The sequence below is a fragment of the Streptomyces sp. NPDC002206 genome (assembly GCF_053593595.1).
Window position 1 is genome coordinate 152,144 of the sequence record NZ_JBSFCW010000001.1, and the last position, 24,981, is coordinate 177,124.

At 70.5% G+C, this 24,981-nt stretch carries 23 protein-coding genes; 8 read left to right on the forward strand and 15 right to left on the reverse strand.

Translation table 11 applies throughout. The features are described from left to right. The first annotated feature begins 1 nt into the window (after position 1). Positions 2–1,585, forward strand: coding sequence for an alpha/beta hydrolase (locus ACWCP8_RS00690; protein WP_451113834.1), 1,584 nt, complete (start codon positions 2–4; stop codon positions 1,583–1,585). Positions 1,586–1,682: 97 nt separating this feature from the next. On the opposite strand, the gene moeZ is transcribed toward ACWCP8_RS00690, so the two are convergent. From moeZ to ACWCP8_RS00750, 12 genes are all read right to left on the reverse strand, one after another. Then, positions 1,683–2,861: an adenylyltransferase/sulfurtransferase MoeZ gene (moeZ, locus tag ACWCP8_RS00695; RefSeq protein ID WP_093772733.1), complete on the reverse strand. Its 1,179-nt coding sequence runs from the start codon at positions 2,859–2,861 to the stop codon at positions 1,683–1,685. An 84-nt stretch (positions 2,862–2,945) separates the two neighbouring features. After that, on the reverse strand, positions 2,946–3,800 hold the full coding sequence (locus ACWCP8_RS00700) for a spherulation-specific family 4 protein (RefSeq protein WP_451113835.1): 855 nt from the start codon (positions 3,798–3,800) through the stop codon (positions 2,946–2,948). Next, the gene (locus ACWCP8_RS00705) at positions 3,788–4,753 is read right to left on the reverse strand and encodes an NAD-dependent epimerase/dehydratase family protein (RefSeq protein WP_352266352.1); all 966 of its coding nucleotides are present in this window, start codon (positions 4,751–4,753) and stop codon (positions 3,788–3,790) included. The genes ACWCP8_RS00700 and ACWCP8_RS00705 overlap by 13 nt, the downstream gene beginning before the upstream one ends. Positions 4,754–4,888: 135 nt before the next feature. Continuing rightward, entirely contained in the window at positions 4,889–6,364 is a 1,476-nt protein-coding gene (locus tag ACWCP8_RS00710) for a hypothetical protein (RefSeq protein WP_451114119.1), read from the reverse strand. Positions 6,365–6,683: 319 nt separating this feature from the next. Further along, complete coding sequence (locus tag ACWCP8_RS00715; protein WP_352266351.1) at positions 6,684–8,462, reverse strand: glycosyltransferase; 1,779 nt, start codon at positions 8,460–8,462, stop codon at positions 6,684–6,686. Between the two features lie 190 nt (positions 8,463–8,652). Next, a complete protein-coding gene (locus ACWCP8_RS00720) occupies positions 8,653–10,347 on the reverse strand; it encodes an ABC transporter ATP-binding protein (protein WP_352266350.1) in 1,695 nt (564 codons plus the stop codon). Next, positions 10,344–11,333: an ABC transporter permease gene (locus tag ACWCP8_RS00725; RefSeq protein ID WP_352266349.1), complete on the reverse strand. Its 990-nt coding sequence runs from the start codon at positions 11,331–11,333 to the stop codon at positions 10,344–10,346. Before ACWCP8_RS00725 ends, ACWCP8_RS00720 begins: the two co-directional genes overlap by 4 nt. After that, positions 11,330–12,313, reverse strand: a complete 984-nt coding sequence (locus ACWCP8_RS00730) for an ABC transporter permease (protein WP_451113836.1) — start codon at positions 12,311–12,313, stop codon at positions 11,330–11,332. The genes ACWCP8_RS00725 and ACWCP8_RS00730 overlap by 4 nt, the downstream gene beginning before the upstream one ends. Positions 12,314–12,315: 2 nt before the next feature. Continuing rightward, positions 12,316–14,040, reverse strand: a complete 1,725-nt coding sequence (locus ACWCP8_RS00735) for an ABC transporter substrate-binding protein (protein WP_352266347.1) — start codon at positions 14,038–14,040, stop codon at positions 12,316–12,318. Between the two features lie 226 nt (positions 14,041–14,266). Beyond that, positions 14,267–14,362, reverse strand: coding sequence for an Ms4533A family Cys-rich leader peptide (locus ACWCP8_RS00740; RefSeq protein WP_352266346.1), 96 nt, complete (start codon positions 14,360–14,362; stop codon positions 14,267–14,269). A 167-nt stretch (positions 14,363–14,529) separates the two neighbouring features. Beyond that, a complete protein-coding gene (locus tag ACWCP8_RS00745; protein WP_451113837.1) occupies positions 14,530–15,945 on the reverse strand; it encodes a DUF3152 domain-containing protein in 1,416 nt (471 codons plus the stop codon). A gap of 8 nt (positions 15,946–15,953) precedes the next feature. Beyond that, positions 15,954–16,919 carry an alpha/beta fold hydrolase gene (locus ACWCP8_RS00750; RefSeq protein ID WP_352266344.1) on the reverse strand — a complete coding sequence of 322 codons (966 nt, stop codon included), beginning with the start codon at positions 16,917–16,919 and terminating at the stop codon, positions 15,954–15,956. Positions 16,920–17,029: 110 nt separating this feature from the next. Between ACWCP8_RS00750 and ACWCP8_RS00755 the strand changes: the two genes are divergently transcribed. The 4 genes from ACWCP8_RS00755 to ACWCP8_RS00770 all read left to right on the forward strand — a co-directional run bounded on the left by ACWCP8_RS00755 (position 17,030) and on the right by ACWCP8_RS00770 (position 18,907). After that, a complete protein-coding gene (locus tag ACWCP8_RS00755; protein WP_352266343.1) occupies positions 17,030–17,245 on the forward strand; it encodes a hypothetical protein in 216 nt (71 codons plus the stop codon). A 168-nt stretch (positions 17,246–17,413) separates the two neighbouring features. Continuing rightward, positions 17,414–18,055 carry a TetR/AcrR family transcriptional regulator gene (locus ACWCP8_RS00760; RefSeq protein ID WP_030915445.1) on the forward strand — a complete coding sequence of 214 codons (642 nt, stop codon included), beginning with the start codon at positions 17,414–17,416 and terminating at the stop codon, positions 18,053–18,055. Between the two features lie 124 nt (positions 18,056–18,179). After that, positions 18,180–18,407 (forward strand): DUF3107 domain-containing protein, encoded by a 228-nt coding sequence (locus ACWCP8_RS00765; RefSeq protein WP_030915442.1) that lies wholly within the window; start codon positions 18,180–18,182, stop codon positions 18,405–18,407. Between the two features lie 230 nt (positions 18,408–18,637). Beyond that, complete coding sequence (locus ACWCP8_RS00770; RefSeq protein WP_352266342.1) at positions 18,638–18,907, forward strand: hypothetical protein; 270 nt, start codon at positions 18,638–18,640, stop codon at positions 18,905–18,907. 60 nt (positions 18,908–18,967) lie between these two features. Here ACWCP8_RS00770 and ACWCP8_RS00775 read toward each other — a convergent pair whose 3' ends face one another. Further along, positions 18,968–19,702: a ferritin-like fold-containing protein gene (locus ACWCP8_RS00775; RefSeq protein ID WP_352266341.1), complete on the reverse strand. Its 735-nt coding sequence runs from the start codon at positions 19,700–19,702 to the stop codon at positions 18,968–18,970. Between the two features lie 474 nt (positions 19,703–20,176). Here ACWCP8_RS00775 and ACWCP8_RS00780 point away from each other — a divergent pair, with 474 nt between their 5' ends. Both ACWCP8_RS00780 and ACWCP8_RS00785 read left to right on the forward strand, forming a co-directional pair. Next, positions 20,177–22,021, forward strand: a complete 1,845-nt coding sequence (locus ACWCP8_RS00780) for a DEAD/DEAH box helicase (RefSeq protein ID WP_451113838.1) — start codon at positions 20,177–20,179, stop codon at positions 22,019–22,021. 140 nt (positions 22,022–22,161) lie between these two features. Next, complete coding sequence (locus ACWCP8_RS00785) at positions 22,162–23,010, forward strand: alpha/beta fold hydrolase (protein ID WP_451113839.1); 849 nt, start codon at positions 22,162–22,164, stop codon at positions 23,008–23,010. Position 23,011: 1 nt separating this feature from the next. Here ACWCP8_RS00785 and ACWCP8_RS00790 read toward each other — a convergent pair whose 3' ends face one another. After that, on the reverse strand, positions 23,012–23,899 hold the full coding sequence (locus ACWCP8_RS00790; protein ID WP_352266338.1) for an NYN domain-containing protein: 888 nt from the start codon (positions 23,897–23,899) through the stop codon (positions 23,012–23,014). A gap of 211 nt (positions 23,900–24,110) precedes the next feature. On the opposite strand from ACWCP8_RS00790, the gene ACWCP8_RS00795 reads away from it, so the two are divergent. Then, complete coding sequence (locus ACWCP8_RS00795; protein WP_177328023.1) at positions 24,111–24,263, forward strand: hypothetical protein; 153 nt, start codon at positions 24,111–24,113, stop codon at positions 24,261–24,263. A 77-nt stretch (positions 24,264–24,340) separates the two neighbouring features. Here the strand turns inward: ACWCP8_RS00795 and ACWCP8_RS00800 are convergent, their stop codons facing one another. Beyond that, positions 24,341–24,946, reverse strand: coding sequence for a MarC family protein (locus ACWCP8_RS00800; RefSeq protein ID WP_328626348.1), 606 nt, complete (start codon positions 24,944–24,946; stop codon positions 24,341–24,343). Between the last annotated feature and the right edge of the window lie 35 nt (positions 24,947–24,981).

Genomic DNA, 24,981 nt, shown 5'->3' on the forward strand with positions numbered 1-24,981 from the left:
GGTGGTTCACCATGCTCGCGCCGGAGCGCTGGCCGCTGCCGCACTGCTGCTGACGGGGGTGCTCGCCGGCTGCGACGGGGGCTCGGACGCGAAGGCGGACGGCAAGGCGGGCCGCAGCGCCGCGCCCTCGTCCACCGGGGCGTCCGGCGGATCGGACGGGAAGCCGGACGCGCTGCCCGTCCTGCCCGCGGCCCTCACCTCCCAGCGGCCGGAATGGAACCGCTGCAAGGCAGTCGGGGGCGAGAGCGCACCGGCCTCCGGCTGGAGATGCGCGACGGTCAAGGTGCCGTTGAACTACGCCGAGCCGACCGGCGACACGATCGGGATCGCACTGATCCGCAAGGAGGCCCGGGACAAGGGCCGTCGGCTCGGCTCGATGCTGTTCAACTTCGGCGGCCCCGGTGGCTCGGGCGTCTCGATACTGCCACGCGCCGCCGGATCGTACGGGAAGCTCAACACCCGCTACGACCTGGTGAGTTTCGACCCGCGCGGAGTCGCGGGCAGCTCCGGGGTGAAGTGCCGCACCGACCAGGGGCAGGAGGACGCCAACCGGAAGATCGACCTGACTCCGGACACGGCGGCGGAGGAGGCGGCGTTCATGAAGGACGGCGCGGACTTCGGTGCCGGCTGCGAGCGCAGCTCGGGCAAGGTCCTCCCTTACGTCGGTACGACGAACGCCGCGCGGGACATGGATCTGATCCGCGAGGTGCTCGGCGACAAGAAGCTCACGTATTTCGGCATCTCGTACGGTACGGAGCTCGGCGGTACGTACGCGCATCTCTACCCGAAGAATGTGGGACGCACGGTCCTCGACGCGGTCGTCGACCCGACCGCCGACACGATCGGGCACGCCCGCAACCAGGCGACCGGCTTCCAGCGGGCGCTGGAGAACTACCTCAAGGACCGTGGCCAGGACCCGAAGGCGGGCACCCGGCGCATCGCCCGGCTGCTGGAGCGGATCGACGGGAAGCCGCTGCCGACCGGCTCGGGCCGCAAGCTCAACGAGACGCTGGCGATCACCGGCGTCGTGACGCCGCTCTACTCCAAGAGCAATTGGCCCGTTCTGACGCAGGCGCTGGACGAGGCCGAGAACCAGGGCACCGGCAATCTCCTCCTCCAGCTCGCCGACTCCTACAACGGCCGTGACGAGAACGGGCACTACGACACCCAGAGCCACTCGCAGCGCGCCATCTCCTGCGCGGACAGCAAGCTCCGGCCGACGGCGGGCGACGCGAAGGCGCTGCTGCCCGAGTTCCGGAAGCTGTCCCCGGTCTTCGGCCCGTTCCTGGCGTGGGACACGGCCGGCTGGTGTGCCGACTGGCCGGTGAAGGGTGAGCACGACACTCCGGAGGCGAGTGCTCCGGGCGCCGGTCCGATCCTGGTCGTCGGGACGACCGGTGACCCGGCGACGCCCTACGAGGGTGCACAGAAGATGGCGGACGAGCTGGGCAAGGGGGTCGGCGTCATGCTCACCAACAAGGGCGAGGGTCACGGCGCATACGGCGAGAGCCCGTGTGTGACGTCGACCGTGGACGCGTACTTCCTGGACGGGAAGGTTCCGGCGAACGGCAGGACCTGCTCGTAGAACGGGTCGACGGATACGACGAAGGGGCCGGCCCGCGCAGTGCGGACCGGCCCCTTCGAAGCGTTCAGCCCCCCATACGGAGGCTCGGTACAGCGGCTCAGTACACCGGCTTCTCGGGCTCGATCTGGTTGACCCAGCCGATCACGCCGCCGCCGACATGCACCGCGTCGGCGAAGCCCGCCGACTTGAGGACCGCGAGGACCTCGGCACTGCGGACACCGGTCTTGCAGTGCAGGACGATGCGCTTGTCCTGCGGAAGGTCCTGCAGGGCGTTGCCCATCAGGAACTCGTTCTTCGGGATCAGCTTCGCGCCGGGGATCGAGACGATCTCGTACTCGTTCGGCTCGCGGACGTCGATGATCTCGATCTTCTCGTCGGCGTCGATCCACTCCTTGAGCTGCTTCGGAGTGATCGTGGAGCCGAGCGCCGCCTCCTGGGCCTCCTCGGACACGACGCCGCAGAAGGCCTCGTAGTCGATGAGCTCGGTGACGGTCGGGTTCTCGCCGCAGACCGCGCAGTCGGGGTCCTTGCGGACCTTGACCTGGCGGTACTGCATCTCCAGGGCGTCGTAGATCATCAGACGGCCGACCAGCGGGTCACCGATACCGGCGAGCAGCTTGATCGCCTCGTTGACCTGGATGGAGCCGATGGATGCGCAGAGCACACCCAGCACGCCGCCCTCGGCGCAGGACGGGACCATGCCGGGGGGCGGCGGCTCCGGGTAGAGGCAGCGGTAGCAAGGGCCGTGCTCCGACCAGAAGACGGACGCCTGGCCGTCGAAGCGATAGATCGAACCCCACACGTACGGCTTGTTCAGCAGCACCGCGGCGTCGTTGACGAGATAGCGGGTGGCGAAGTTGTCCGTGCCGTCCACAATCAGGTCGTACTGGGCGAAGATCTCCATCACGTTCTCGGCTTCGAGCCGCTCTTCGTGAAGGACAACGTTCACATACGGGTTGATGCCCAGGACCGAGTCCTTGGCGGACTGGGCCTTGGAGCGGCCGATGTCGGCCTGGCTGTGGATGATCTGGCGCTGCAGGTTCGACTCGTCGACCTCGTCGAACTCCACGATGCCGAGCGTGCCGACACCGGCCGCAGCCAGGTACATCAGGGCCGGCGAGCCGAGACCGCCGGCGCCGACACAGAGCACCTTCGCGTTCTTCAGCCGCTTCTGCCCGTCCATCCCGACATCCGGGATGATCAGGTGGCGGGAGTACCTGCGGACCTCGTCGACGGTGAGCTCAGCAGCTGGCTCGACCAGGGGTGGCAGCGACACAGGAACCTCAACAATGCAGGTGGTCGGTTTCTACGTACTTCATCTACGTACGGTTGTTCACCCGCAACACTGCCACGCCCCTCCTCATTCCGAGATACCAGGTCCGATCCGCGAGACGATTTCGTCCCAGTACCCGGGCAGCGCCGCGAATGGGTCGGTTTGTCCACCATGGTCGGTGCGGATCGTGCGATCGGTGAAGAAGATCGTCCCCGCCCCCTGCCAGCGGGCGATCCGCATGGCCTCGTCGAGGTGGGTGCGCGGGACGCCGTGCACAAAGTGCGCAAAGCATTCCGGTGGGTAGTCCGCGGTCCACTCCGCCACCTGCGACCAGCGGTAGTCGGTCCACGCCCCGGAGAAGGTGACCAGCTGGTCGGCCGTCTCGGCATAGCCGGGATACGGGTGGGTCCCGTGCCCCAGCACCAGCAGACCGCCCCCGGCCTCTTCGTCCCCTCCGTCCTTGCTGTCCTCGCGCTCCTCCAGGAGCGCGGCGAGTGTGCTGGTGATCCGGCGGACCGCCGGAAGGTCGGCGCGCTCGGCCGGACACCGGTCGAGGTAGAAGCCGTCGACGCGGTACCAGTCGAGGAAGGACTGCGCGTCGGCGATCAGCTCGCCGAACGGCCGGTTGCCGAAGGTCAGATCGAGATGGCCCAGCAACAGGCCGCCGCCCGCCCGGACGGCGTCCTGCTCAGCCCTGTCATGCACGGCCCGTTCGCGGGCTTTGCGGAGCCAGCCCGCGGCCTCCAGACAGTGCGGGTCGGGCCGGGCGCCGGGGCCGCTGTCGATGTTGAGGACCGCCCAATGCAGCGGGGTGCCGGAGCGGGTCAGCTCGGCCCATTCGGTGGGCGCGAGCAGCGGGTGCGCGTACCCCGGGACGCCGAAGCCGAGCTGCTCGGTGCCGCTGGTCCGGCGGGCGGTACCGGCGCTGGTCAGATGCGGCATGCCGCCTCCATCCAGATGTCGGCGAGGGACTCCTCCAGATTGATCCGGGGGCGCCAGCCGAGCCGGTCGCGGGCGGTGCGGACGTCCGCCTGCTGCCAGGCCCCGCAGCCGTCCGGGTACGGGGACGGGGTCGCCGAGAGGTGTTCGATGACGGACTCGGCGGGGGTGCGGGGGGCGCCGATGGGGAGCCGGGCGGGGGGTGTGTCGAGCTCGTGCAGGGCACCCGGGTATCCCGCGACCTTGGCGAGCACGGCGGCCGCGTCGCGCAGCCGTACGGCCCGGCCGGTACCGATGTTGACGACGCCCTGCGCGGCGGAGAGCGAGGCGGCGTGCACGGCGCGGGCGACATCACGTACGTCGACGAAGTCGCGCTGCACTCCGAGGCCACTGAGTTTCAGCTCGCCGTCGCCCGACTGCATGGCACGGCGCATCGCCTCGGCGAGCCGGCCCAGCGGTGAGCCGGCCGGGGTGCCGGGGCCGACCGGCGAGAAGACCCGCAGCACGACCGCGTCGAGGCCGGAGCCCAGGACGAGTTCGGTGGCGGCGAGCTTGGAGACGCCGTACGGGCCGCCGGGGCGCGGCACGGCGTCCTCCGCGGTCGACGATCCGGGCTGCGAGGGCCCGTACTCCGAGGAGCAGCCGACCTGGACGAGACGGGCGCTGCAGCGACTGCGGCGCATCGCCTCGCAGACGGTGGCGACGGCGACGGTGTTGTGCCGGGTCAGATCGCGGGCGCCGCCGCGGGTGGCGCCCGCGCAGTTGACGACGACCCCGGGGTGGACGGCGTCCAGGAAGCGGGTGAGTGCTCCTGGACTGCCACCGGCCAGGTCGAACCGTACGTCGGCGTCGTCGCCGCGGCCGAGCGCGGTCAGGTGCACGGCGGGGTCGGCGAGCAGCCGGTCGGCCACGAACCGGCCGAGGAATCCATTGGCTCCGAGCAGCAGAACCCTCATCGTGTGCCCCCTTCGTGCCGACGGCGGGCTGCCGGCGCGGGGGATTGGGGGGTCATGTCCGGTGTCTCCTTGGGGAGGTTGCGAGCGTTACGGGACAGGCACCCGCGGCGTCGGCTCCGCGGGGTTCGTGCGGGGTTACCCGCGGGTGTGGGCGGAGGCCCTGGAGAGAGCGACGGTGGCGTGGATCAGCAGCCCGAGCGCGGCTGCGCCACAGGCGATGGCAGGTACGGCTCCGGTGCCGGCCGCCGCTACGACGGTGTCGACGGGCCGGGCGACGAAGTGCAGGCCGGGCAGCCGCCCGGCCAGGACCAGGGCGGGCGCGACCGCTTCGACGGCGCAGGCTGCGGCGAGTCCGGTGGTGGCGGGCTCGGGGAAGCCATGGATGGTCAGCAACCGGGCCAGCAGGAGCAGGACACCGAGAGCGGCGGCCGCGACCGGGGCGCCGCCACCTCCGTATCCCAGGTCGGCGAGGTAGAGCAGCCCGGTGAGGACGCACAGGAAGAACGCGACGGTCCCGAAGAGCAGGGGGCGCACAGCTGCTGCGAACTCCTCCAGTGCGCGGCTGCCTGCGAGTTTGCGCTGTGCGTGTACGGAGAAGAGGTGCGCGCACCAGGCGGCCGGGGCGACGGCGAGCGCGAGCCCCAGGAGGGGTGCGGGGGTGATCGCCCAGGGTCCTTCGGGGCCGCCGCTGAGGACCTGGTCGAGCAGGGCGTCGCCGTAGAGGACGTACCCGAGAAGCCAGTACCCGTAGACCGGGGCGGCAGCCGAGTAGCGTCCTTCGGCGGCGTGCAGGGGGCCGCTCCGCAGGCACAGACCGAGGCCGAGGAGCGCGACCAGCGCCCCGACAAGGGCCACGGTGAGCCGCGCTCCGCCGCCGAGCACCCCGTCGGTGAGTTTCAGGACGACAGCGGTCGCGGTAGAGGCGGCGCCGGGCAGCAGCGCGCGGAGCGACCAGGCGGCGCGCGTCTCGATGTCACGCATCGGCGCGGGCGCCGTCGCGCGACCGGGCTCGACCGCGACGGCGGGGACCCTCGCGTAGAGCTCCTCGGCGAGCGAGAAGACGTCGCGGTGCCGGTAGCGGGCGGCGGCGCGGTCGGTGACCCCGTGGGCTTCGAGCCCGGCGGCGATCTCCAGGGGATCGACGGCGCGTTCGCAGAGCTCGCGGTGCCGGTGCATGAGCGTCTTCACGGGGTCGATGGGCCCACGCCGGGCCACGGTGGGCTTGCGCGCGGAGACGGCGGGGGTGTGCGCGATCTCGGGGGCGCGGGCGATGGGCGCGGCGTCGGCCGTGCCCGTGGCCTTGACTTCGGTCTCGGCCTCGGCCGCTTCCGGCCCGGACTCCGGTTCTTCGCTGGGGAGGCGGTCCGGGGCGACGGTCGCCTTCCGCGGACGGGCGGGGTCGGTGGGCGGGGGTGAGTGGGGGGCCGGGGTCTGATCCAGGGCCGGGGCCACATGCGGGGCTGCGGCCGGATCCGGCTCCGCGGTCGGAGGGCGGTCCGGTTCCGTATCGCCGGCCGCGTCCGGCGCCTGGGAGGTGGCCGGGTCCACCTCCGGGGCATGCGGGCCTTCGCCCCGGTCGGCGCTCCCGCCCCGTCCCATGAAGTGCCTCATGACCGACGCCGGCCGTCCCTTCCCGGGGAGGCCCGGCACCACCGGCATGCGCCCCTTCCCGGTGAAGCCCGGCACCACCGGTGCCCGCCCCGGCAATGCGGGCAGGCCCCAAGCCGGTGCGGAGATCTCCGCGACCCGCGTCTCGGAGACCAGGGCCTCCGAGCGGGAGTCCCAGCTCGCGTCGGGCATCGGTGTGCCCGAGACATCAGGCGCCTCGGTCGGGCGGCCGCCCATGGGGGTTCCTCCGTGTTCTTCGCCAAGTCCGCGGGACCGGCCGGCGGGTGCACCCGGCCGGCCCGCCCTCGTGTCCGTCTCCTGCTCACACATCGCAGTCCCCCGTTCTCCGCGCGCCCGCGCACACGCCCTCGGCCGTCCAGCTCGGGGTGTGCCCGGCCGTGGGTGGGACGGGGGCCGTCCAGCTGCCCAGCACATGGGCCTCCGGCGGTGTCGCGAACGGGCGTGGGGCGCCGTTCGCGTTCAGCGCATGCGTGTCTCTGCGCACCGGGGAGTGCGAGATCAGCTCCAGGTAAATACCGCGAAATGCCGCGAGGTTCTGTTCGACGGTGAAGAGTTCGAGCGCGCGGGCGCGGGCCGCCGCGCCGAGGCGTGCACGGCGCTCGGGGTCGCGCAGCAGCGTGATGCACGCGTCGGCGAGCGCCCGGGGGTTGCGCGGCGGCACCACCAGCCCCGTACCGCCGATGACTTCGACGACGGCGCCGACGTCCGTCGACACCGTGGCACGTCCGCAGAACATCGCCTCGACCAGACTGATCGGGAAGCCTTCGACGACGCTGGAGAGGACCACGATCCCGCCCGCCGCATACGCCTCCGCCAGGTCGGGCAGTTCGGCGTCGCCGATGTCCTCGAAGGAGACCGGGTTGTCACCGATGGCGTGCGCGTCGGCGGCCTCGTCGGGGAAGAGCTGGGCGGCGAGCGCCCGGCACTGGGCGAGGTACGTGGTGCCTTCCGCGCACGGTGCCGGTGCGCCGATGATGCGCAGCCGCGCGTCCGGTTCGGCCTTCCGCACCACGGCGAACGCGTGCAGCAGCGCGATCAGGTCCTTGGAGGGTTCGATCCTGCCGACCCAGACCAGCGTGTCGGGTCCGCCGTCGTCGCTCTCCCCGAGCGCGGCGAAGCGGGCCGCCTCCATGCCGGGGTAGACGGTGCGCAGCTTGGCCCGGTCGGCGCCGCACCGCTCCTGCCAGCGGCGGGCGTGCGTATTGCCCGGGGTGATGAGCGCGGCCTGCCGGTACACCTCGGTGGCGAGCCGTCCGAGGAAGTTGGCGAGCAGGGCGCGCACCGGCGCGCTCAGCGGCGTGCCGGTCGCGGCGAGGTAGTGCGCCCGCAGTTGCACACCGTGTTCGGTGACCAGCAGCGGCACCCCGAAGAAGCGTTTGGCCAGCAGCCCCGGCAGAGCGGCGGCTCCGCCGGACGTGGCGTGGCAGAGGTCGACCGCGCCGAGGCTCTCCTCGTCGTACCAGTCGAGGGAGAGCGGACGCAGGACGCGGTCCAGCTCCGCGGCGAAGGCGAGGAGGTCAGGGACGGTCGCGGTCTGGACGGTCCGGCCGGTGCCGGGGGCGCGGCAGGCGGCTTGGAGTACGCGGACGGCGGTTTCGGAGCGGAGCGCCGCGGGAAGTCCGCCGTGTTCGCGGGCCAGTTCGGCGAGTCCGTACAGCCCGTCCGTGAACTGCGCGTCGGCGGTGTCGGAGCCACCCGTCCGACGTACGCCGTCCCCGTCGTCGCGCGTCACGTCCGCCGTACAGATGGATGTCGCGAGCGCCGTGAAGTGCGCCGTGAAGCGGCGCCGTTCGCGACGTCCGTACGACCGCCCGCCCCCGCCGGTCATCAGCCGGGCGAGCAGCCCCTTGGGGACGTGGCCGCCCAGGATGTCCTCGTCGGCCATCCACAGCGGCGCCGTCCGCACCCGGCTGACCTGGGGCGGGAGCTGTACCCAGCCCTGCGCCTCCTGCTCGGCGGAGCGGCTGAGCGCGTAGAGATCGAACTCGTGCGTCAGTCCGCGCACCAGACGGTCGCACCAGAGTCTGGACTCACCGGTCGCATACGGATAACCACCGTCGGTGAGGAGTCCGATCCGCACGAGTACACCCTCGATCTCCCTTGTGGGCGGCCGCCGCTGAAATGGCGACTCGCAGCGGGACGACCGTAAGCGGATACGCCGGTGGCGCGACGGACGGTTGTCCATCGCGCCACCGAAAGGGGTGAACCGTCGTAACTTTCCTGCCCCGGTAGCGTTCCGTCGCGCTATGAGGATGATCGGTTACGCAGGGTCAGGCTGCGGCCAGCTCCTTGCGGGCTGCGCGGCGCACTGCCGCGCGCGCCGGATCGAGGGCGGGCACCGCGGCCAGCAGCTGCTTGGTGTACGGATCCTGGGGCGCCCCGTACACCTCGTCGACACTGCCCTGCTCGACGATTCGCCCCTGCCGCATCACCGCGACCCGGTCGCTGACCTGCCGCACGACCGCGAGGTCATGGGCGATGAAGACCAGTCCGAGGCCGAGTTCGCGCTGGAGCTCGGCCAGGAGTGCGGTGACCTGTGCCTGGGTGGTGACGTCGAGCGCGGAGACCGGTTCGTCGCAGACGATCAGCCTGGGGTCGGCGGCGAGCGCGCGGGCGATGCCGACGCGCTGGCGCTGGCCGCCGCTGAACTCGTGCGGGTAGCGGTCGTACCGGTCGGGGTCGAGTCCGACGCGTTCCAGCAGTTCCTGGACGCGCGCCCGGATCCGGGTGTCGTCGAGTGCGCCTGCCGCGCGCAGCGGATCGGCGACGGATTCACCGATCGAGCGGCGCGGGTTGAGCGAGGCGACGGGGTCCTGGAAGACCATCTGGAGCTCGCGCCGGTGCGGGCGCAGCGCCTTGTCGGACAGCGATCCGATCTCCGTACCCCGGTAGTGGAGCCGGCCCGCGGTCGGGTCGAGGAGGCGTACGAGCATCCGGCCGAGCGTCGTCTTGCCGCTGCCGCTCTCGCCGACGATGCCGAGTGTCTCGCCGGGGTGGACGGTGAGCGATACGCCGTCCACGGCGGTGACCCGGCTGCGGCCCCGTCCGAATTCGCGTCGCAGATCGATGGCTTCGAGCAGCGGCTCGCCCGCCTGCGCAGCGAGGGACACGGCGTCGTCGAGCCTCGGCTCGCCCGCGTCCGCGACACGAGCCGCCGGAACCGGCTCCGGCTCCGGGCGCTTCACGTCCACCCGCGGTACGGCGGCCAGCAGTTCGCGCGTGTACGGCTGCCGGGGCGCGCCGAGCACCTCGGCGACCGGCCCGCGTTCCACCTCCCGGCCCGACTGCATGACCAGCACCTCGTCGACGCTCTCCGCCGCGACGCCCACATCGTGGGTGACCAGCAGGAGCCCCATGCCGGTCTCCCGGCGCAGGGTGTGCAACAGGTCCAGGATCTGGGCCTGGACGGTGACGTCCAGCGCGGTCGTCGGCTCGTCGGCGATCAGCAGCTGCGGCTCGCAGGCCAGCGCCATCGCGATCAGCGCACGCTGCCGCATCCCGCCGGAGAACTCGTGCGGCCGGGACCGTGACCGCCGCACCGCGTCGGGGATCCCGACCCGGTCAAGCACGTCGACGGCCCGCGCCCGCGCCGCCCGCCCGGAGGCGCGCGTGTGGACCCGGTACACCTCGGCGATCTGGTCACCGACCGCGTAGTACGGGTCCAGCGAGGACAGCGGGTCCTGGAAGACCATCGCGGCCTTCGCCCCGCGCAGTGCCCGCAGTTCCGCGTCGTCCGCCGCCTGTACGTCCACGCCGGCAACCCGGATCGAGCCGCCGACCGCGGCGCCTGTCCCCCGGTGGAGCCCGAGCAGGGCGTACGCCGACGCGCTCTTGCCGGAGCCGGACTCGCCGACGACGCCGAGCGCCGCGCCCTCCTCCAGCGTGAAGGAAAGGCCGTCCACGGCCCGTACGCCATCCGCGCCGTCGAAGGAGATGGTCAGATCGGAGACCTCGACCAGACTCATGCCAGCACCACCCGACGGTCGGCCATCGCCTGCAGGATGTCCGCGACGGCATTGGCAAGGACGACGAAGAAGCCGGTGACGAGCACCAGGCCGACGACGACCGGCAGGTCGACGTTCTTCACGGCGTCGACGAGTTCGCGTCCGACACCGGGGATGTTGAAGAGCGACTCGGTGAGGACGGCGCCGCCGAACATCGAGCCGATGTCCAGTGCGCCGAGCGCGATCACGGGACCGAGCGCGCCGCGCAGCGCGTGCCGCCCGACGAGCTTCCGCTCGCTCACCCCGTACGCCCGGAAGGTGCGCACATGGTCCTCGGCGAGGGTCTCCAGCATCGACGCCCGGGTCATCCGGGCGTACGGAGCGGCGGAGACCAGGGCCAGTGAGACCCAGGGCAGCAGCAGATTCCAGGCCCACTGTTCCGGGTTCTCGGTGAGCGGTACGTAGTCGGGGAACGGCAGCAGCTGCAGCGCCGAGCAGAAGACGATGATCAGCAGCAGACCGACGACGAAGACGGGCGTGGCCATGCCGGCCAGGGTCAGTCCGGTGAGGAGCCGCTCGGTCGCGCGGCCGCGCCGCCACACCGAGAGCAGCCCGGTGCCGACGCCGAGCACGATCCACAGCACGAAGGCGCCGATGGCGAGCGAGGCGGTGGCCGGGAGCTTGGTCAGGATCATCTGGGTGACCTGCTCGTCGTTCTGGTAGGAGCGTCCGAGGCAGGGTGCCTGGCAGTGCAGGATTCCGGTGCCGGTCGAGTAGTCGCGGCCGGCGAAGATCCCCTGGAGGAAGTGCGCGTACTGCAGGTACAGCGGGTCGCCGAGCCGCAGTTGGTCGCTGACCTGTGCCACCTGGGCGGGCGAGCAGCGCGGACCGCAGGCGATCTGTGCGACGTTGCCCGGGGCGACGTAGAAGGCGGCGTAGACGACGACGCTGAGGGCGAGGAGCACGAGGAGCGCCCCGCCGATGCGCCGCAGCAGGAACCGGCTCATGCTCCGGCCTCCTTCTTGCGTCCGGTGCCGATCCGCAACCGGGAGGCGATGCGCGGGTCGAGTGCGTTGCGTACACCTTCACCGAGGACGGTCAGCGCCAGCACGGTGATGAAGATCAGCAGGGCGGGGATCAGCAGATAGGTGGGCGCCGCCTGGTACCAGGTGTCGGCGTCGCTGAGCATCTGCCCCCAGGACGGCGTGGGCGGTTTGATGCCGACGCCGAGGAAGGACAGCGCCGCCTCGACGACGATGTTGCCGGGGAAGAGCAGCACGGCGTAGGTGATGACGGGTGCGGCGAGCGCGGGCAGCAGCTCCCGCCGGGCGATCCGCCAGCCGCCCCAGCCGCTCAGCCGGGCGGCCGCCACATGGTCGAGCGACTTCAGCGCGAGGGTCTGGGCGCGCACGATCTTGGAGATGCCGGACCAGCCGACCAGCCCGACGATCGCGGCGATCAGCACCGGACGCGGGAAGTCGGCGGGGACGACGGCGAGCGCGCCGAGCGCGATCACCATGACGGGCAGGGCGACGACGATGTCGGTGACACGGCTGAGCGCCTGGTCGACGAAGCGGCTGCCGAGTCCGGCGGCGAGCCCGACGACCACGCCGATGATCACCTGGAGCAGGGTCGCGGCCAGCGCGACGCCGAGCGAGACCCGGGCCCCGTACACGACGCGGGCGAAGAGATCGCGGCCGGTGAGCGGTTCGACGCCGAGCCAGTGGTCGGCACTGATCCCGCCGAACGAGCCCAGCGGTACGCCGCCGGTCGCGGAGTCGACGAGGTTCGCGTGGTAGGTGGTGGGGTCCTGGCCCTCGATGCCCGCCAGCAGCGGGGCGGCGAGCGCGACCAGGACCAGGAGGGCGACGATCACGGCCGCCACGGCGGCGGAGCGCCGTGCGCGCAGCCGCCGCCAGAACGAGGAGGCCCCGGAGGCGGGGGCCTGCACGGCCCCCGCCTCCTTGACCAGCAGAGCTTCGGCCATGGTTACTTGACCGCGACCTGCGAGATGTCGAGTACACCGGTCCAGTCGCTGATGACGACGTTCTTGACGGACTCGCCGTACAGGCGCTTGTAGACGGGGTGGAACAGCGGCACGGTCACCGCCTGCTCACCGATCTTCTTGTCGAGTGCGCCCCAGCGCTTCGCGGCCGCGCTCAGGTCGGTCAGTTTGTTGATCTCGTCGATCTCCTTGTTGACGGAGGCGTCGTCGAGCTGGGAGGCGTTGAAGTTGTAGCCGTTCTTGACGATCTGGCGTCCGTCGAAGATCGGTGCGAGGAACGGACCGCCGGAGGGCCAGTCGGCGCCCCAGCCGGTGAGGAAGAAGCCGGGCTCGCTCTTCACGTTGTAGATCTTGTCCGAGTACGCGTTGGACTCCAGGCCCTGGAGCTTGACCGTGATCCCGGCATTCTTCAGCGCCTCCTGGATCGCGGTGGCGATCTCCGGGCTGGTGGCGAAGTTCTTGTCGTTGGAGTGCGTGAGGGTGATGGTCAGGCCCTTGGCGTAACCGGCCTCCTTCAGCAGCTCCTTGGCCTTGGCCGCGTTGCCCGTCCTGCCGGCCGGGAAGGCGTCGTACGCGTTGTAGCCGAAGGACTCCTGCTCCGGCAGGAAGGTGGTGGCGGGCTCGGCGAGCGAGGAGCCACCGGCCGCGTTGACGACCGAGGTGCGGTCGACGGCGTACGAGATCGCCTGGCGCACCTTCGGGTTGTCGAACGGCTTCACCTTCGGGTTGAAGGCGATGTAGTTGGTGTAGCCGAAGTGGCCGGTGCCGACCCGGGCGGCGAGCTTCTTGTCGCCGGTGACCTTGGCGAGCTCGGCCGGGCCGAGGTTGGTGTCGGTGGTGACTGCGGCGGCGTCGGCGCCGCGGGAGGCGGAGAGCCGCTGGTTGATGACGGCCGAGTCGAGCCCCGAGCGCACGTCGATCCGGTCCGGGTACGCCTTGCGCTCCTCGTCGGTCGCGGCCGACCAGAACTTGTTGCGCTCCAGGACGAGGCGCTCGCCGTCGCCCTCGTTCTTGACGACCTTGTACGGACCCGAGGAGATGGGGTGGTTCTCGTACTTCGTGCCGGTGTCCTTGGCCTTCGGTACGGGGGTCGTCTGGGTCTGCGTCGCCAGGTAGGGGAACTCGCCCTCCGGCTTGTTGAGGTGGAAGACGATCGTCTTCGCGTCGGGCGTCTCGATCGAGGCGAGGCCCTTCTTGTCCTTGTACGGACCCCGGTAGTCGGCGCCGCCGATCAGCCAGTCGCGCAGGTAGGGCGCACCGCCGGAGAGTTCGGCAGCGAAGGAGCGCTCGATGCCGTACTTGATGTCCGCGCTCGTGATCGCGGTGCCGTCCTCGTACTTCAGGCCGTCCTTGAGCGTGTACGTCCAGACGGTGGCGTTCTTGCTGGGCGTGCCCAGGTCGGTCGCCAGGTCGGGGACGACCTTCGCGCCGGCCGCGCCGGCCTCCCGGTTGCGGGTGGTCAGCGTACGGAAGACCAGGGACGGAACGTTGCCGCCGCCGGAGGTGTAGAGCCGTGCGGGGTCGAAGTCCTCCTGCGCGGCTCTGTTGAGGACGGTGAGGGTGCCGCCCTTGGCGGGCTTGCCCGCTGCGCCGGAGCTGCTCTCGCTGCCCTTGCTGTCCTGGGGCCCGCACGCGGCGGCGCCCGAACCCACGACGAGAACCACGACGGCCGCTGCCACGCGGCGCGATATGACGGACGGTTGACGCATCGGAAGATGACCTCTCGGAGTGCTGCTTGCGGTGAAATGCGGATGGTGGGTCCGGGCAGGCTGCAGCGAGGGTGGGGGACAACCGGTCGGAAGGCGAAAAGGGGGACCGGGGTACCGAAACTGCCGCGCCTGCGGACGTGAGAACGCCGGGGCGCGGCAGTCGGGAAGGGCCGTTCGGGCCGAGACCAGGGCTCGGGGAAAGGGCCGACGCGCGCTCAGGCAGGCGTCAGCAACAGTGAATGTCGGCGACGCTGTGCCCGGTCACGCCGATGAGCGCCAGCACAATGGCGGCGCATTCGGAGGTGACAGGGTTGCGTGACATGCCGAGAAATATGCGGGACCACATCGGCGATGTCAACGCGGAACAAGACGCCGGTCTCAGATGCTGGACAGCGTTTCGGGCGGCCGCCCTCCCGGCCCGGGCGCGGGTCTCAGCAGGGGGCGATCAAAGGGTGGCCGGGCAAAACCGGGCCGACGCCCCGATCCGGCTCAACCGACCGGGTATACCCAGGGGTTGGGGCGGCACTTGATCCCATCGATGTCCAGGGATTTGGTCTGCTGCTGCATCACCGGGGCCGGTGCGCCCGGCGTGCGGCACGTCACATGGTCGTGCCCCAGCCGGTGGCCGACTTCATGGTTGATCAGCATCTGGCGGTAGGCGAAGAGCTTCCCGGGGCCGAACGTCGACGACCCCTGCGCCCAGCGATAGGCGTTGATCATCACGCGCTCGGTCGCCGCGGAATCGCACGAGACATTGTCCTCGGTCGTGTCGAGGCCCGACTTCTTGCACCAGTCGCCGGTGGTCCCCGGGCTGGCCAGAGTGATCACGAAGTCGGGGTCGCCCGAGGAGATCCGCTCAAAAGTCATGACGCCGTCGTGCGCCCAACTCCGGTCGTCATTAAGGGTTTTCTGGACGGCTTCGGCAAAGAGTCCGGCATCGAGACCGAGACCTTTTTCGACATCGATCCGATAGCGGTACTCATGTCCCCTGCCCGGAGCCTTCGCCCCGCCCGGGACCACCTCGAAATGCCCGGAGCCCTGGAGGTCAGGGGCGAGCGGATAGCCCTTGGCCATCTTCTGCTCGTACGAAAGGGCCTTGACCGCGACCGATGCGGGCGTCGGCCGGTCGTCCGAGCGGGAGGAGATGTCGTGGCCACCGTCCCGGTCCACGCCCGTAGGCGCGGCGGCACCGGCCCGCGCACTGCCGTCATGGGCGACCTGCCCCGCGACGACGACCGCGAGCACGGTGGTCACCGCGGCGGCCGCAATGCCGGTGAAGGTACGGCCCTTGCTGCCTTTGCCGTCCTTGGTGTCCGGAGCGGTGCCCGGCGCCACGTCCCTGTCCCCGCCGGGGGGCCGCTCGTCCGACTCGACGACCGAGCTGAAGGGATCGGCCGGCGGGGCCAGTGGGGCGGACGGGGAACGCGGTGCGGGTGGCGTGAGCGATGCGGGTGTCGCGTCGAAGGCGTCGACGAACTCCCGTCGCGGCCCCGGTATCAGCGACCGCTCACGGACCGCCTGCTGCTGGGACATCGGCTGAGGGCGCTGCGGCACCGGCGTCCGCTGAACCATCGGCTGCTGCTGGGAGACCGGCCGAGGTGCCCCCGGGCGTGGCCCCTGGCCACCGGCATCGGTCCGAGCCGGGACTTGCCAGTCGCCGTACCGCTGCCGCGTTCCGGCTCCCCAGCCACCACCCGGTTCACGCAGTTCGGGATGGCCGCCGCGCACCTGTGGGACTCCTTGGAACGGGATGTGCCCGTCCGTGCCGGGCGGCGTGTCGGCCGCCCTCCTGCGCCGTCCGTTGCCGGACTCCGGCCGCGGCCCCTCACGACCGCCGCCCGTCTTCGCGGCGGCATCACTCTCGGATCCCTTGAGTGGAGGGCCTTTTCGGCTATGTCGTCCCACGCCCCGGATCAGCTCCCGCCGCGTTCGTCGAGCAATTCCCGGAACGCCTGGGCGACCGCCTCCGGGTACTCCATCATCGCCACATGCCCGGCATCGGGCAGTGTCAGCAGCCGCGAATCGCGGAAGGCCGCGGACGCCCTGCGTGCCATCCGGTACGAGACGAGCTGGTCCCGTCCGCCGTACACGAGCTGAGTCGGAGCGAGCACACGCTCGGCCTGGCGCCACAGTCCGTGCTGCCCGCCCAGCGTGTAGGCATCGACAATGCCACGTGCCGAGCGCGTCATCGCGTCCCAGAAGTACGGCAGCTCCAGCCGTCGCTCCATTTCGGCCACCGCATCGCGGAAGCCCTCCTCGGAGACACGTGCCGGATCGCCGTAACAGAGTGCCATGACTCCGCGGGTGCGTTCTTCAGCGGTCCAGTCCCTGCTGAGCCGGGAGAACAGGGATGCGACACCCGGAACGGCGAGCAGTGCGGTCGGTACGGCAGGCCACTGCACCCTGATCTCGGGCAGTGCGGGCGAGACCAGGGTGAGCGTGCGCACCAGGTCCGGACGGACGGCCGCGACCCGGGTGGCCACTGCACCACCGAGTGAATTGCCGAAGAGATGAACGGGCCCGCGCTCCTCCGCGTCGAGGAGCCGGATCACCGCGCGGGCGTGCCCGGTGACCGAGTAGTTTCCGTCGTCCGGCGGCGGGGAGTCCCCGAAGCCGGGCAGGTCGACCGCCTCGCCGTCCACCACGTCCTGGAGCAACGACATCAGCGCCGACCAGTTCTGCGAGGAGCCGCCGAGCCCGTGCACATAGAGTGCGGGCGGCAGTCCGGACCGCTCCGGCGGGCGGGTACGGATGTTCAGCGTCAGCCCGGGCAACGCGACGGAGCGCAGCTTCTCCCCCTCGGCGACCCGGACGGGGCTCACCGTGGGGGCCACCGCGGCAGCAGCGGCGCGGGCTCCCGGCAGCTCGGTCGAAGACATGCGGCAATGTTACGAGACGATCACACCGTGATTCGTGTGTTCGCCGTCACAGATCGCATAGCGCCGCGAAGGGGGAGCTCCTACGCTCGAAGCTAAGGAAGGGAGTCACCATGTCGGTCGACCCCAGTGACCCGGAGACCTTTGAAGACATTCAGCCGGACGAACCGGACCAGGAGACGCCCGAGGCGGATGCCGTCGAGCAGCACGCCGACCTCCAGCAGAAGAGCGACGATCCGCTGACGGACATCGACCGGGCCACCGCAAATGAGGCGGATGCGGCCGAGCAGCACCGCGTCGTAGCACAGGACGAGGACGACTACCGCTGATACGTCCCGTTTTGCCGTGTGGTTCGAAGAATCTGTGGCTACCGCAGCGGTCCGGTCCGTGAAATTCTGCGTCCGCGCCGCGCGCACCCGGGTTACTCAAAAGTACGATGGCCGAACGGCGCAGCGCGTACGCAACGGCTGCGTTCGCTCACAAATTTGGGAGGCGGCGTGACAGCCATCGAGCAGACAGAGGCGGCGCGCCCGCGGGGCACTCGCCTGCCTCGCCGCGCCCGACGCAACCAGCTGCTGGGCGCCGCGCAGGAGGTCTTCGTCGCGCAGGGCTACCACTCCGCCGCGATGGACGACATCGCGGAGCGGGCCGGTGTCAGCAAGCCGGTGCTCTACCAGCACTTCCCGGGCAAGCTGGAGCTCTATCTGGCACTGCTCGACCAGCACTGCGAGTCGCTGCTGCAGGCGGTCCGTACGGCGCTGGCGTCGACGACGGACAACAAGCTGCGCGTCGCCGCGACGATGGACGCCTACTTCGCGTACGTCGAGGACGAGGGCGGCGCCTTCCGGCTGGTCTTCGAGTCGGACCTGACGAACGAGCCGGCGGTACGCGAGCGGGTCGACCGGGTCTCGCTGCAGTGCGCGGAGGCGATCTCCGACGTCATCGCGGGTGACACGGGGCTGTCCAAGGACGAGTCGATGCTGCTCGCGGTGGGTCTGGGCGGTGTCTCCCAGGTGGTCGCCCGGTACTGGCTGTCCAGTCAGTCGGCGATCCCGCGCGACACGGCGGTGCAGCTCCTCACCTCGCTGGCCTGGCGCGGCATCGCCGGGTTCCCGCTGCACGGCATCGATCAGCACTGACCGTCCGGCCTTGTTCGCTGCGGGCGTGGCCCGCCGACCCCTGACAGCTCCCCTCACCGGGCTAATGTGTGGTTCGTACGGCGCGGCTCACGCGCAGAGGACTGACCGTCGGAGGGATATAGCCGTGGAGGTCAAGATCGGCGTGCAGCACGCACCCCGGGAGATCGTTCTGGAGAGCGGGCTTTCCGCCGAGGAGGTCGAGAGCGCGGTCGCCGAGGCTCTCACCGGCAAGGCGCAGCTGCTCAGCCTCACGGACGACAAGGGCCGCAAGGTCCTGGTGCCGGCCGACCGGGTCGCCTACGTGGAGATCGGCGAGCCGAGCACGCGGCGGGTCGGGTTCGGCGCACTGTAGGAGCACGCTCGACGCAAGGCAGTGAGAAGCGGCCCGGCGGGGATTCCCGCCGAGCCGCTTCGTCGTTTCGCGCTGCTCACGGCCACCGGCGCCTGTGCGACACCTGTGCGAAAAATGTCGCAGGAGGGTTGCGTTCCATGGCCCACGGGTAGGACCGCCTACGACCGATTTGCCCCTACAGCTCCACGAGCAGGGGATATCCCCCTCCGCAACCCGCGAGGTGAACGTCTGTGATCTGGGAATCCCTCGGTTCCGTCGTGCTCGGACTCGCCCTCTCCTGGGCGGCGCTCCGTTCGCTGTCGGGTCGGCTCCCGTCCCGCCGCACCGTCTTTGCCACCGGCGGCCTGGGGGCCCTGTTCGGCGCGTATCTGACGCACTCGGCGCTGGGGCCGGGCCATGTCCTGGCCACCCTGATCGGCGCGGTGCTGATCGGGGCGGTGACGCTCTCCCTGCTGCTCCGTCCGGGCAGCCGCCGCCTGAGCCGATCAGCGGCGGCCTGACGGCCTCGTACGAGGCCGGCCCCGGATCGGCGGCCGGTCCGGGGCGGGCAGCGGTCGGGGTCAGGCAGCCAATCCGAGCGCGGCCATCCGCTTGGTGTGCGCCTCGGTGATCCGCGAGAACATCCGGCCGACCTCCGCCAGGTCGAACCCGTCGGCCACCCCGCCGACAAGCATCGTCGACAGCGCGTCGCGGTCGGCGACCACCCGCTGGGCCTGCGAGAGCGCCTCGCCCATCAGCCGGCGGGCCCACAGGGCGAGCCGGCCGCCGACGCGCGGGTCGGCCTCGATCGCGGCGCGCACCTTCTCGACGGCGAAGTTTCCGTGGCCCGTGTCGTCGAGCACAGCGAGGACGAGCGAGCGGGTGTCCGAGTCGAGGCGTGCGGCGACCTCGCGGTAGAAGTCACTGGCGATCGAGTCGCCGACGTACGCCTTGACCAGGCCCTCGAGCCAGTCCGACGGGGCGGTCTGACGGTGGAAGTCGTCGAGCGCCTTGGCGAAAGGCTCCATCGCGGCGGTCGGCTCCGTGTCGATCGCCGTCAGCCGGTCCGTCAACCGCTCGAAGTGATGGAATTCGGCGGCCGCCATCTTTGCCAGCTCTGCCTTGTCGGCCAGCGTCGGCGCGAGTTTGGCGTCCTCGGCGAGCCGCTCGAAGGCCGCCAGCTCTCCGTATGCGAGCGCCCCCAGCAGATCCACGACCGCGGCGCGGTACTGCGGTTCCGCCGATGCGGTGGCCCAGTCCTGGGCGGCGATTCCGGTGGGTGCGGGGGCTTCAGTGGCGTTGTCAGGCGTCTCCATGAACCGCAGAATAGCCCGCCCGACAGGGGGTGGAAGGGCCTGGTCAGCCACCGACATCACACCGTTCCGATGAATTCGCCCGACACACATGCGCGAATCCGGGGTACAGTGATATTGCGCTGACAGAGCATTTTGTATGTGCCGCTGGCGCGAAATGAATGAGGATGCCCGGTCGGTGGCCCGATCGGCTCCGACCCGACAGCCCTCCACGCGGGGCGTACGACACGTACGACCGCAGATGAGGGGCCCCCTCAGCGGCACGAGCGCTCGAGCGACGGCAGTGGTCCCGCGCCACCCGGCCCATCCACGGCCGGATGACCAACCCCGGCACGGTACGACCCCCAGCGTTCGCCTCGGACCGCGTCTCACAGAAGAGGCAGCACCCTGACTACGTTCCGAGACCTCGGGATTCTTCCCGAGACGGCCGAGGCCCTTGAGGCCGTCGGCATTGTGTCCCCGTTCCCCATCCAGGAGATGACGCTCCCCGTCGCACTCTCCGGCTCCGACGTGATCGGACAGGCCAAGACCGGTACCGGCAAGACGCTCGGTTTCGGTCTTCCGCTGCTGGAGCGCGTCACCGTCCCCGCGGACGTCGAGGCCGGCCGGGCACAGCCCGAGCAGCTGACCGAGGCGCCGCAGGCGCTGGTCGTCGTCCCCACCCGTGAGCTCTGCCAGCAGGTCACCAACGACCTGCTGACGGCCGGCAAGGTGCGTAACGTCCGCGTGCTCGCCATCTACGGCGGCCGTGCGTACGAACCCCAGGTCGAAGCCCTGAAGAAGGGCGTCGATGTGATTGTCGGCACCCCGGGGCGACTGCTCGACCTGGCGGGACAGCGCAAGCTCGACCTGTCGCACGTGCGCTCGCTCGTTCTCGACGAGGCCGACGAGATGCTCGACCTGGGCTTCCTGCCCGACGTCGAGAAGATCATCACGATGCTTCCGCCCAAGCGCCAGACCATGCTGTTCTCGGCGACCATGCCGGGTGCGGTCATCGGCCTCGCGCGGCGTTACATGACGCAGCCGACGCACATCCGTGCCACCTCACCCGACGGTGAGGGCGCGACCGTCGCGAACACCTCGCAGCACGTCTTCCGGGCCCACTCGATGGACAAGCCCGAGATGGTCTCGCGCATCCTGCAGGCCAACGGCCGCGGACTCGCGATGATCTTCTGCCGTACGAAGCGGACGGCCGCCGACATCGCCGAGCAGCTGGAGAAGCGCGGTTTCGCGTCCGGCGCGGTCCATGGCGACCTCGGCCAGGGCGCCCGTGAGCAGGCGCTGCGCGCGTTCCGCAACGGCAAGGTGGACGTGCTCGTCTGCACCGACGTCGCGGCCCGCGGTATCGACGTCGAAGGCGTCACGCACGTCATCAACTACCAGTCGCCGGAGGACGAGAAGACGTACCTCCACCGCATCGGCCGGACCGGCCGTGCCGGTGCCAAGGGCATCGCGGTCACGCTGGTCGACTGGGACGACATCCCGCGCTGGCAGCTGATCAACAAGGCGCTGGACCTGAAGTTCCCCGACCCGGTCGAGACGTACTCCACGTCGCCGCACCTCTTCGAGGAGCTCGACATCCCGGCCGGCACCAAGGGTGTGCTGCCGCGCACCGAGCGGACCCGTGCGGGTCTTCGCGCCGAGGAGATCGAGGACCTGGGCGAGACGGGCGGCCGTGGCCGCAAGCCGTCGGCCGCGTCCTCGGCGCCTGCGGCACCTGAGGAGCGCACACCGCGTACGCCGCGTCAGCGTCGTCGTACCCGGGGCGGGTCCACGGTCGCGGACGGCGCCGCCGCTGTGGTGCCGGCGCCGGCCTCGGAGGCCTCGGAAGCCGTGTCGGTTGCTGACGCGCCGGCCGAGCCGCGTACGCCGCGTCGCCGTCGTCGTACCCGTGTCGGGGCCCCGGATGTCGTGGCCGAGGCCGCGGTGGCCGTGGCGGAGGCTCCGGCCGCCGTCGTCGAGGTACCCCTGACGGTCGAGGCGGAGCCGGTGGCCGAGGCCAAGCCGCGTCGTCGCCGGGCCCGCGTCGTTGCCAAGCCGGCGGACGAGGTCGACTTCCAGACCGCGCCGATCGCCGAGCCGATGCCGGAGGTCAAGGCGGTGACCAAGCCGCGTCGTCGCGTCCGGGTCGTCGCCAAGCCGGCGGACGAGGTCGACTTCCAGATCGCGCCGATCGCCGAGCCGGTGCCGGAGAGCAAGCCGCGCCGACGGACGCGGGCTGCGGCGAAGCCGAAGGCGGAGACCGTGGTGGAGGCTCCGGTCGCCGAGGGCGAGGCGAAGCCGCGGCGTCGCCGGGCGCGGACGGCTACCACGGAGAGCTGATCGCACCAGGTCGGTCGATCCGGGGCTCCGCCCCGAACGCTTGAACCGCCGGACGGGCTTGAGGGCAACCTCAAGCCCGTCCGGCGTTTGAGGACACCCGATTCAGCCCGTGCGGCGTTCGAGGACTTAGCCTCTTTCCCATGAGTCGGCCGCACACCTTCACCCCGCCCCCCTGCGCCCGCGTCCACCCGCTGCGTACCGCGCGCGGGGACTTTGCCGTGCTGGAGGCCCTGCCGCCCGCCGAACCGCGCGGCACCGCCCTTCTGCTGCCCGGTTACATGGGCAGCAAGGAGGACTTCATCGCGCTCCTCGAACCGCTCTCCGCCGCCGGGTACCGCATCGTCGCCGTCGATGGTCGCGGACAGTACGAGACCGAGGGGACAGACCGTCAGGAGACGTATGCCCAGGGCGAGTTGGCTCGTGACGTACTCGCCCAGGCCGCCGCGCTCGACGCCGGCGGTGACGGCGCCGTACATCTGCTCGGGCATTCGCTCGGCGGCCAGATCGCCCGCGCGGCCGTGCTGCTCGACGCCTCGCCGTTCCGTTCGCTGACGCTGATGTCCTCCGGCCCCGCCCAGGTCATCGAGGCCCAGCAGCTCAAGGTGAAGATGCTCAGCGACGCCCTCGCGACGCTGAGCATGGCCGAGGTGTGGGAGGCGATGCGCGCCCTCGACCCGCCGGAGGACGCGGCCACGGACGGCGAGGGTCTGCGCCGGCGCTGGCTGCGGCACCGGGCCGCCCAGCTGATCGCCACCGGCCGGCAACTGGTGACCGAGCCGGACCGGGTGGCCGATCTCGCCGCCGTACCGCTGCCCGTCCATGTGCTGTCCGGCGAGCGCGACGACACCTGGCCGGTCCCCCTGCTCGACACGATGGCGCAGCGACTCGGCGCGCACCGCACCCGGATCGCGGGCGCCGAACACTCGCCCAACACGGACCGCCCGGAGCAGACCGCCGCCGCGCTCGTCTCCTTCTGGGACGGCGTGTAGCTCAGTACTGCGCCTGCAGGTGCTGCCAAAAGCCGTCGCGCAGCGCCCGCCGCAGGTGGGCGTGGCCGCGCAGCGAGTGCTGGAGGAGCCGTTCGGCTTCGACGAGCAGATCCTGGTCGACGGAACCCGGCAGGTAGGGGTGCCCGGGCAGCAGATCGGCGAGGGCCTCGCGACCGCGGGCGGCGAGCCAGGCCGCGGCGATCTGCGCACCGACGAAGCGGACATCGTCGCGCGAGGGGGCCGGGGTGTCGTCCTCGTATGTGGTGACGGGGCGTCTGGTGACGTACGGGCGACAGAAGTCGAGGTCGAAGGTGCGCTGGCTGTCCACCTCCCAGAGCAGCGGTTCGGCCTGGTTGCGGCCTTCTCCGGCCTCGATGCCCCACAGGTGGACCCGGGCCCCGTACCCCTGCGCCGCCTCGACCGCCGACACCAGGTCCTCGTCGCCGCCGACGAGCGCCGCGTCGCTGATGGCGCGGTGCCGGGCGAGCGATTCGAGGTCGGTGCGGATGAGTGAGTCGACCCCCTTCTGCTGGTTGTTGGCGTTGAGGTTGCCGAGTCTGACCTTGACGTCGGGGAGTTCGGCGATGGACTGCTGCTCGACGGTGTGGATCCGGCGCCTGGCCCCGTCGTACCAGTACACGCGCAGGAGTCTGCTGTCCGCGAAGATCGTGCGGGCCTTGTCGATGAACGCCTCGATCAGCCCCTCCGCATCGAGGTCGAAGGAGCGCCGGTCCTCGGTGCCGGTGACGAGCAGCCCGGCCGCCGCGTACACATAGCCCGCGTCCACGAAGATCGCGTGGGTCGACGGGGTCTTCGACACCTCGGCGAGCATGCGTTTGAGCAGCTCGTTGGTGCGGTCCAGGCTCTCTGCGATCTCTGCCTCGCTCATACGGACCTCATTGTCCGCGCACGATCCATTACCCACTGGTACTTAGACATCCAAAAAATTTCCTTAGCGTAGGGAATGTTTGCAGAGAGCATGCCGTTGTACCCCCTGTGGAGCGCGGGACACCGATGTCTGGTGCTCCACATCCTTGCGGACGGACCATCCGTCCTCCCCAGTAGTTCTCCAGCAGGAGGATCAGACGAAGGGAAGCCATATGCGCTTCGAGATCATGCGACTCGACGATGTCGACGGTACCGCCGTGGACAGCACCGTCGTGGACGCCGCCTCCGTCAACCGGATCGTGCAGCAGGCCGCCGCGATAGGCCAGCGCATCTATATCCGCCCGGCCGAGACCTCGGCTTCGTAACACCTGACGACGCACAAAGACGAAGCGCCCGCGTACGGACTGTCCGTACGGGGGCGCTGTGGCATGTGCGGGCGCCGTCAGGAGCCCTGGATGACCTGGGTGATCCCGTTGATGATCTGCTGCACAGCGATGGCGGAGAGCATCATTCCGGCAAGCCGCGTCACCAGCACGACACCGCCGTCCTTGATCACACGGATGATCAGCAGCGAGTAGCGCATGGCCAGCCAGAGCACGACATGCATGACGATGATCGCCGTCCAGACGGAGATCTGCGTGGCGAAGCTGTCGGCGTGCTGCACCGCCAGGATCACCGACACGATCGCCCCGGGTCCGGCGAGCAGCGGCATGCCCAGCGGTACGAGCGCCACGTTGACGTCCTTCGTCTGCGTCGGCTCGTCGGTCTTGCCGGTCAGCAGATCGAGCGCGATCAGCAGCAGCAGAAGTCCGCCGGCGATCATCAGGGCGGGCACGGAGACATGCAGATAGTCGAGGATCTGCTGGCCGAGCACACCGAAGACGGCGATCACACCGAAGGCGACCGCAACCGCCTGGAACGCCATCCGGCGCTGGATCTTGGCGGGCCGTCCGGCGGTCAGGGCGAGGAAGATCGGGGTGATCCCGGGCGGATCCATAATCACAAAAAGCGTGAGAAAAAGGGATCCGAAGACAGCAACGTCGAACACAGTGAGGCCTTGCGAGAAGAGAGCGGGTCGAAACA

Excerpts from the sequence above, each read along its gene's own strand:
- ACWCP8_RS00700 (WP_451113835.1), bottom strand. The coding sequence starts at position 3,800 with ATGCCGCATCTGACCAGCGCCGGTACCGCCCGCCGGACCAGCGGCACC.
- ACWCP8_RS00705 (WP_352266352.1), bottom strand. The coding sequence starts at position 4,753 with ATGAGGGTTCTGCTGCTCGGAGCCAATGGATTCCTCGGCCGGTTCGTG.
- ACWCP8_RS00710 (WP_451114119.1), bottom strand. The coding sequence starts at position 6,364 with ATGAGGCACTTCATGGGACGGGGCGGGAGCGCCGACCGGGGCGAAGGC.
- ACWCP8_RS00720 (WP_352266350.1), bottom strand. The coding sequence starts at position 10,347 with ATGAGTCTGGTCGAGGTCTCCGATCTGACCATCTCCTTCGACGGCGCG.
- ACWCP8_RS00725 (WP_352266349.1), bottom strand. The coding sequence starts at position 11,333 with ATGAGCCGGTTCCTGCTGCGGCGCATCGGCGGGGCGCTCCTCGTGCTC.
- ACWCP8_RS00730 (WP_451113836.1), bottom strand. The coding sequence starts at position 12,313 with ATGGCCGAAGCTCTGCTGGTCAAGGAGGCGGGGGCCGTGCAGGCCCCC.
- ACWCP8_RS00735 (WP_352266347.1), bottom strand. The coding sequence starts at position 14,040 with ATGCGTCAACCGTCCGTCATATCGCGCCGCGTGGCAGCGGCCGTCGTG.
- ACWCP8_RS00740 (WP_352266346.1), bottom strand. The coding sequence starts at position 14,362 with ATGTCACGCAACCCTGTCACCTCCGAATGCGCCGCCATTGTGCTGGCG.
- ACWCP8_RS00750 (WP_352266344.1), bottom strand. The coding sequence starts at position 16,919 with ATGTCTTCGACCGAGCTGCCGGGAGCCCGCGCCGCTGCTGCCGCGGTG.
- ACWCP8_RS00755 (WP_352266343.1), top strand. The coding sequence starts at position 17,030 with ATGTCGGTCGACCCCAGTGACCCGGAGACCTTTGAAGACATTCAGCCG.
- ACWCP8_RS00775 (WP_352266341.1), bottom strand. The coding sequence starts at position 19,702 with ATGGAGACGCCTGACAACGCCACTGAAGCCCCCGCACCCACCGGAATC.
- ACWCP8_RS00780 (WP_451113838.1), top strand. The coding sequence starts at position 20,177 with ATGACGCTCCCCGTCGCACTCTCCGGCTCCGACGTGATCGGACAGGCC.
- ACWCP8_RS00785 (WP_451113839.1), top strand. The coding sequence starts at position 22,162 with ATGAGTCGGCCGCACACCTTCACCCCGCCCCCCTGCGCCCGCGTCCAC.
- ACWCP8_RS00790 (WP_352266338.1), bottom strand. The coding sequence starts at position 23,899 with ATGAGCGAGGCAGAGATCGCAGAGAGCCTGGACCGCACCAACGAGCTG.
- ACWCP8_RS00795 (WP_177328023.1), top strand. The coding sequence starts at position 24,111 with ATGCGCTTCGAGATCATGCGACTCGACGATGTCGACGGTACCGCCGTG.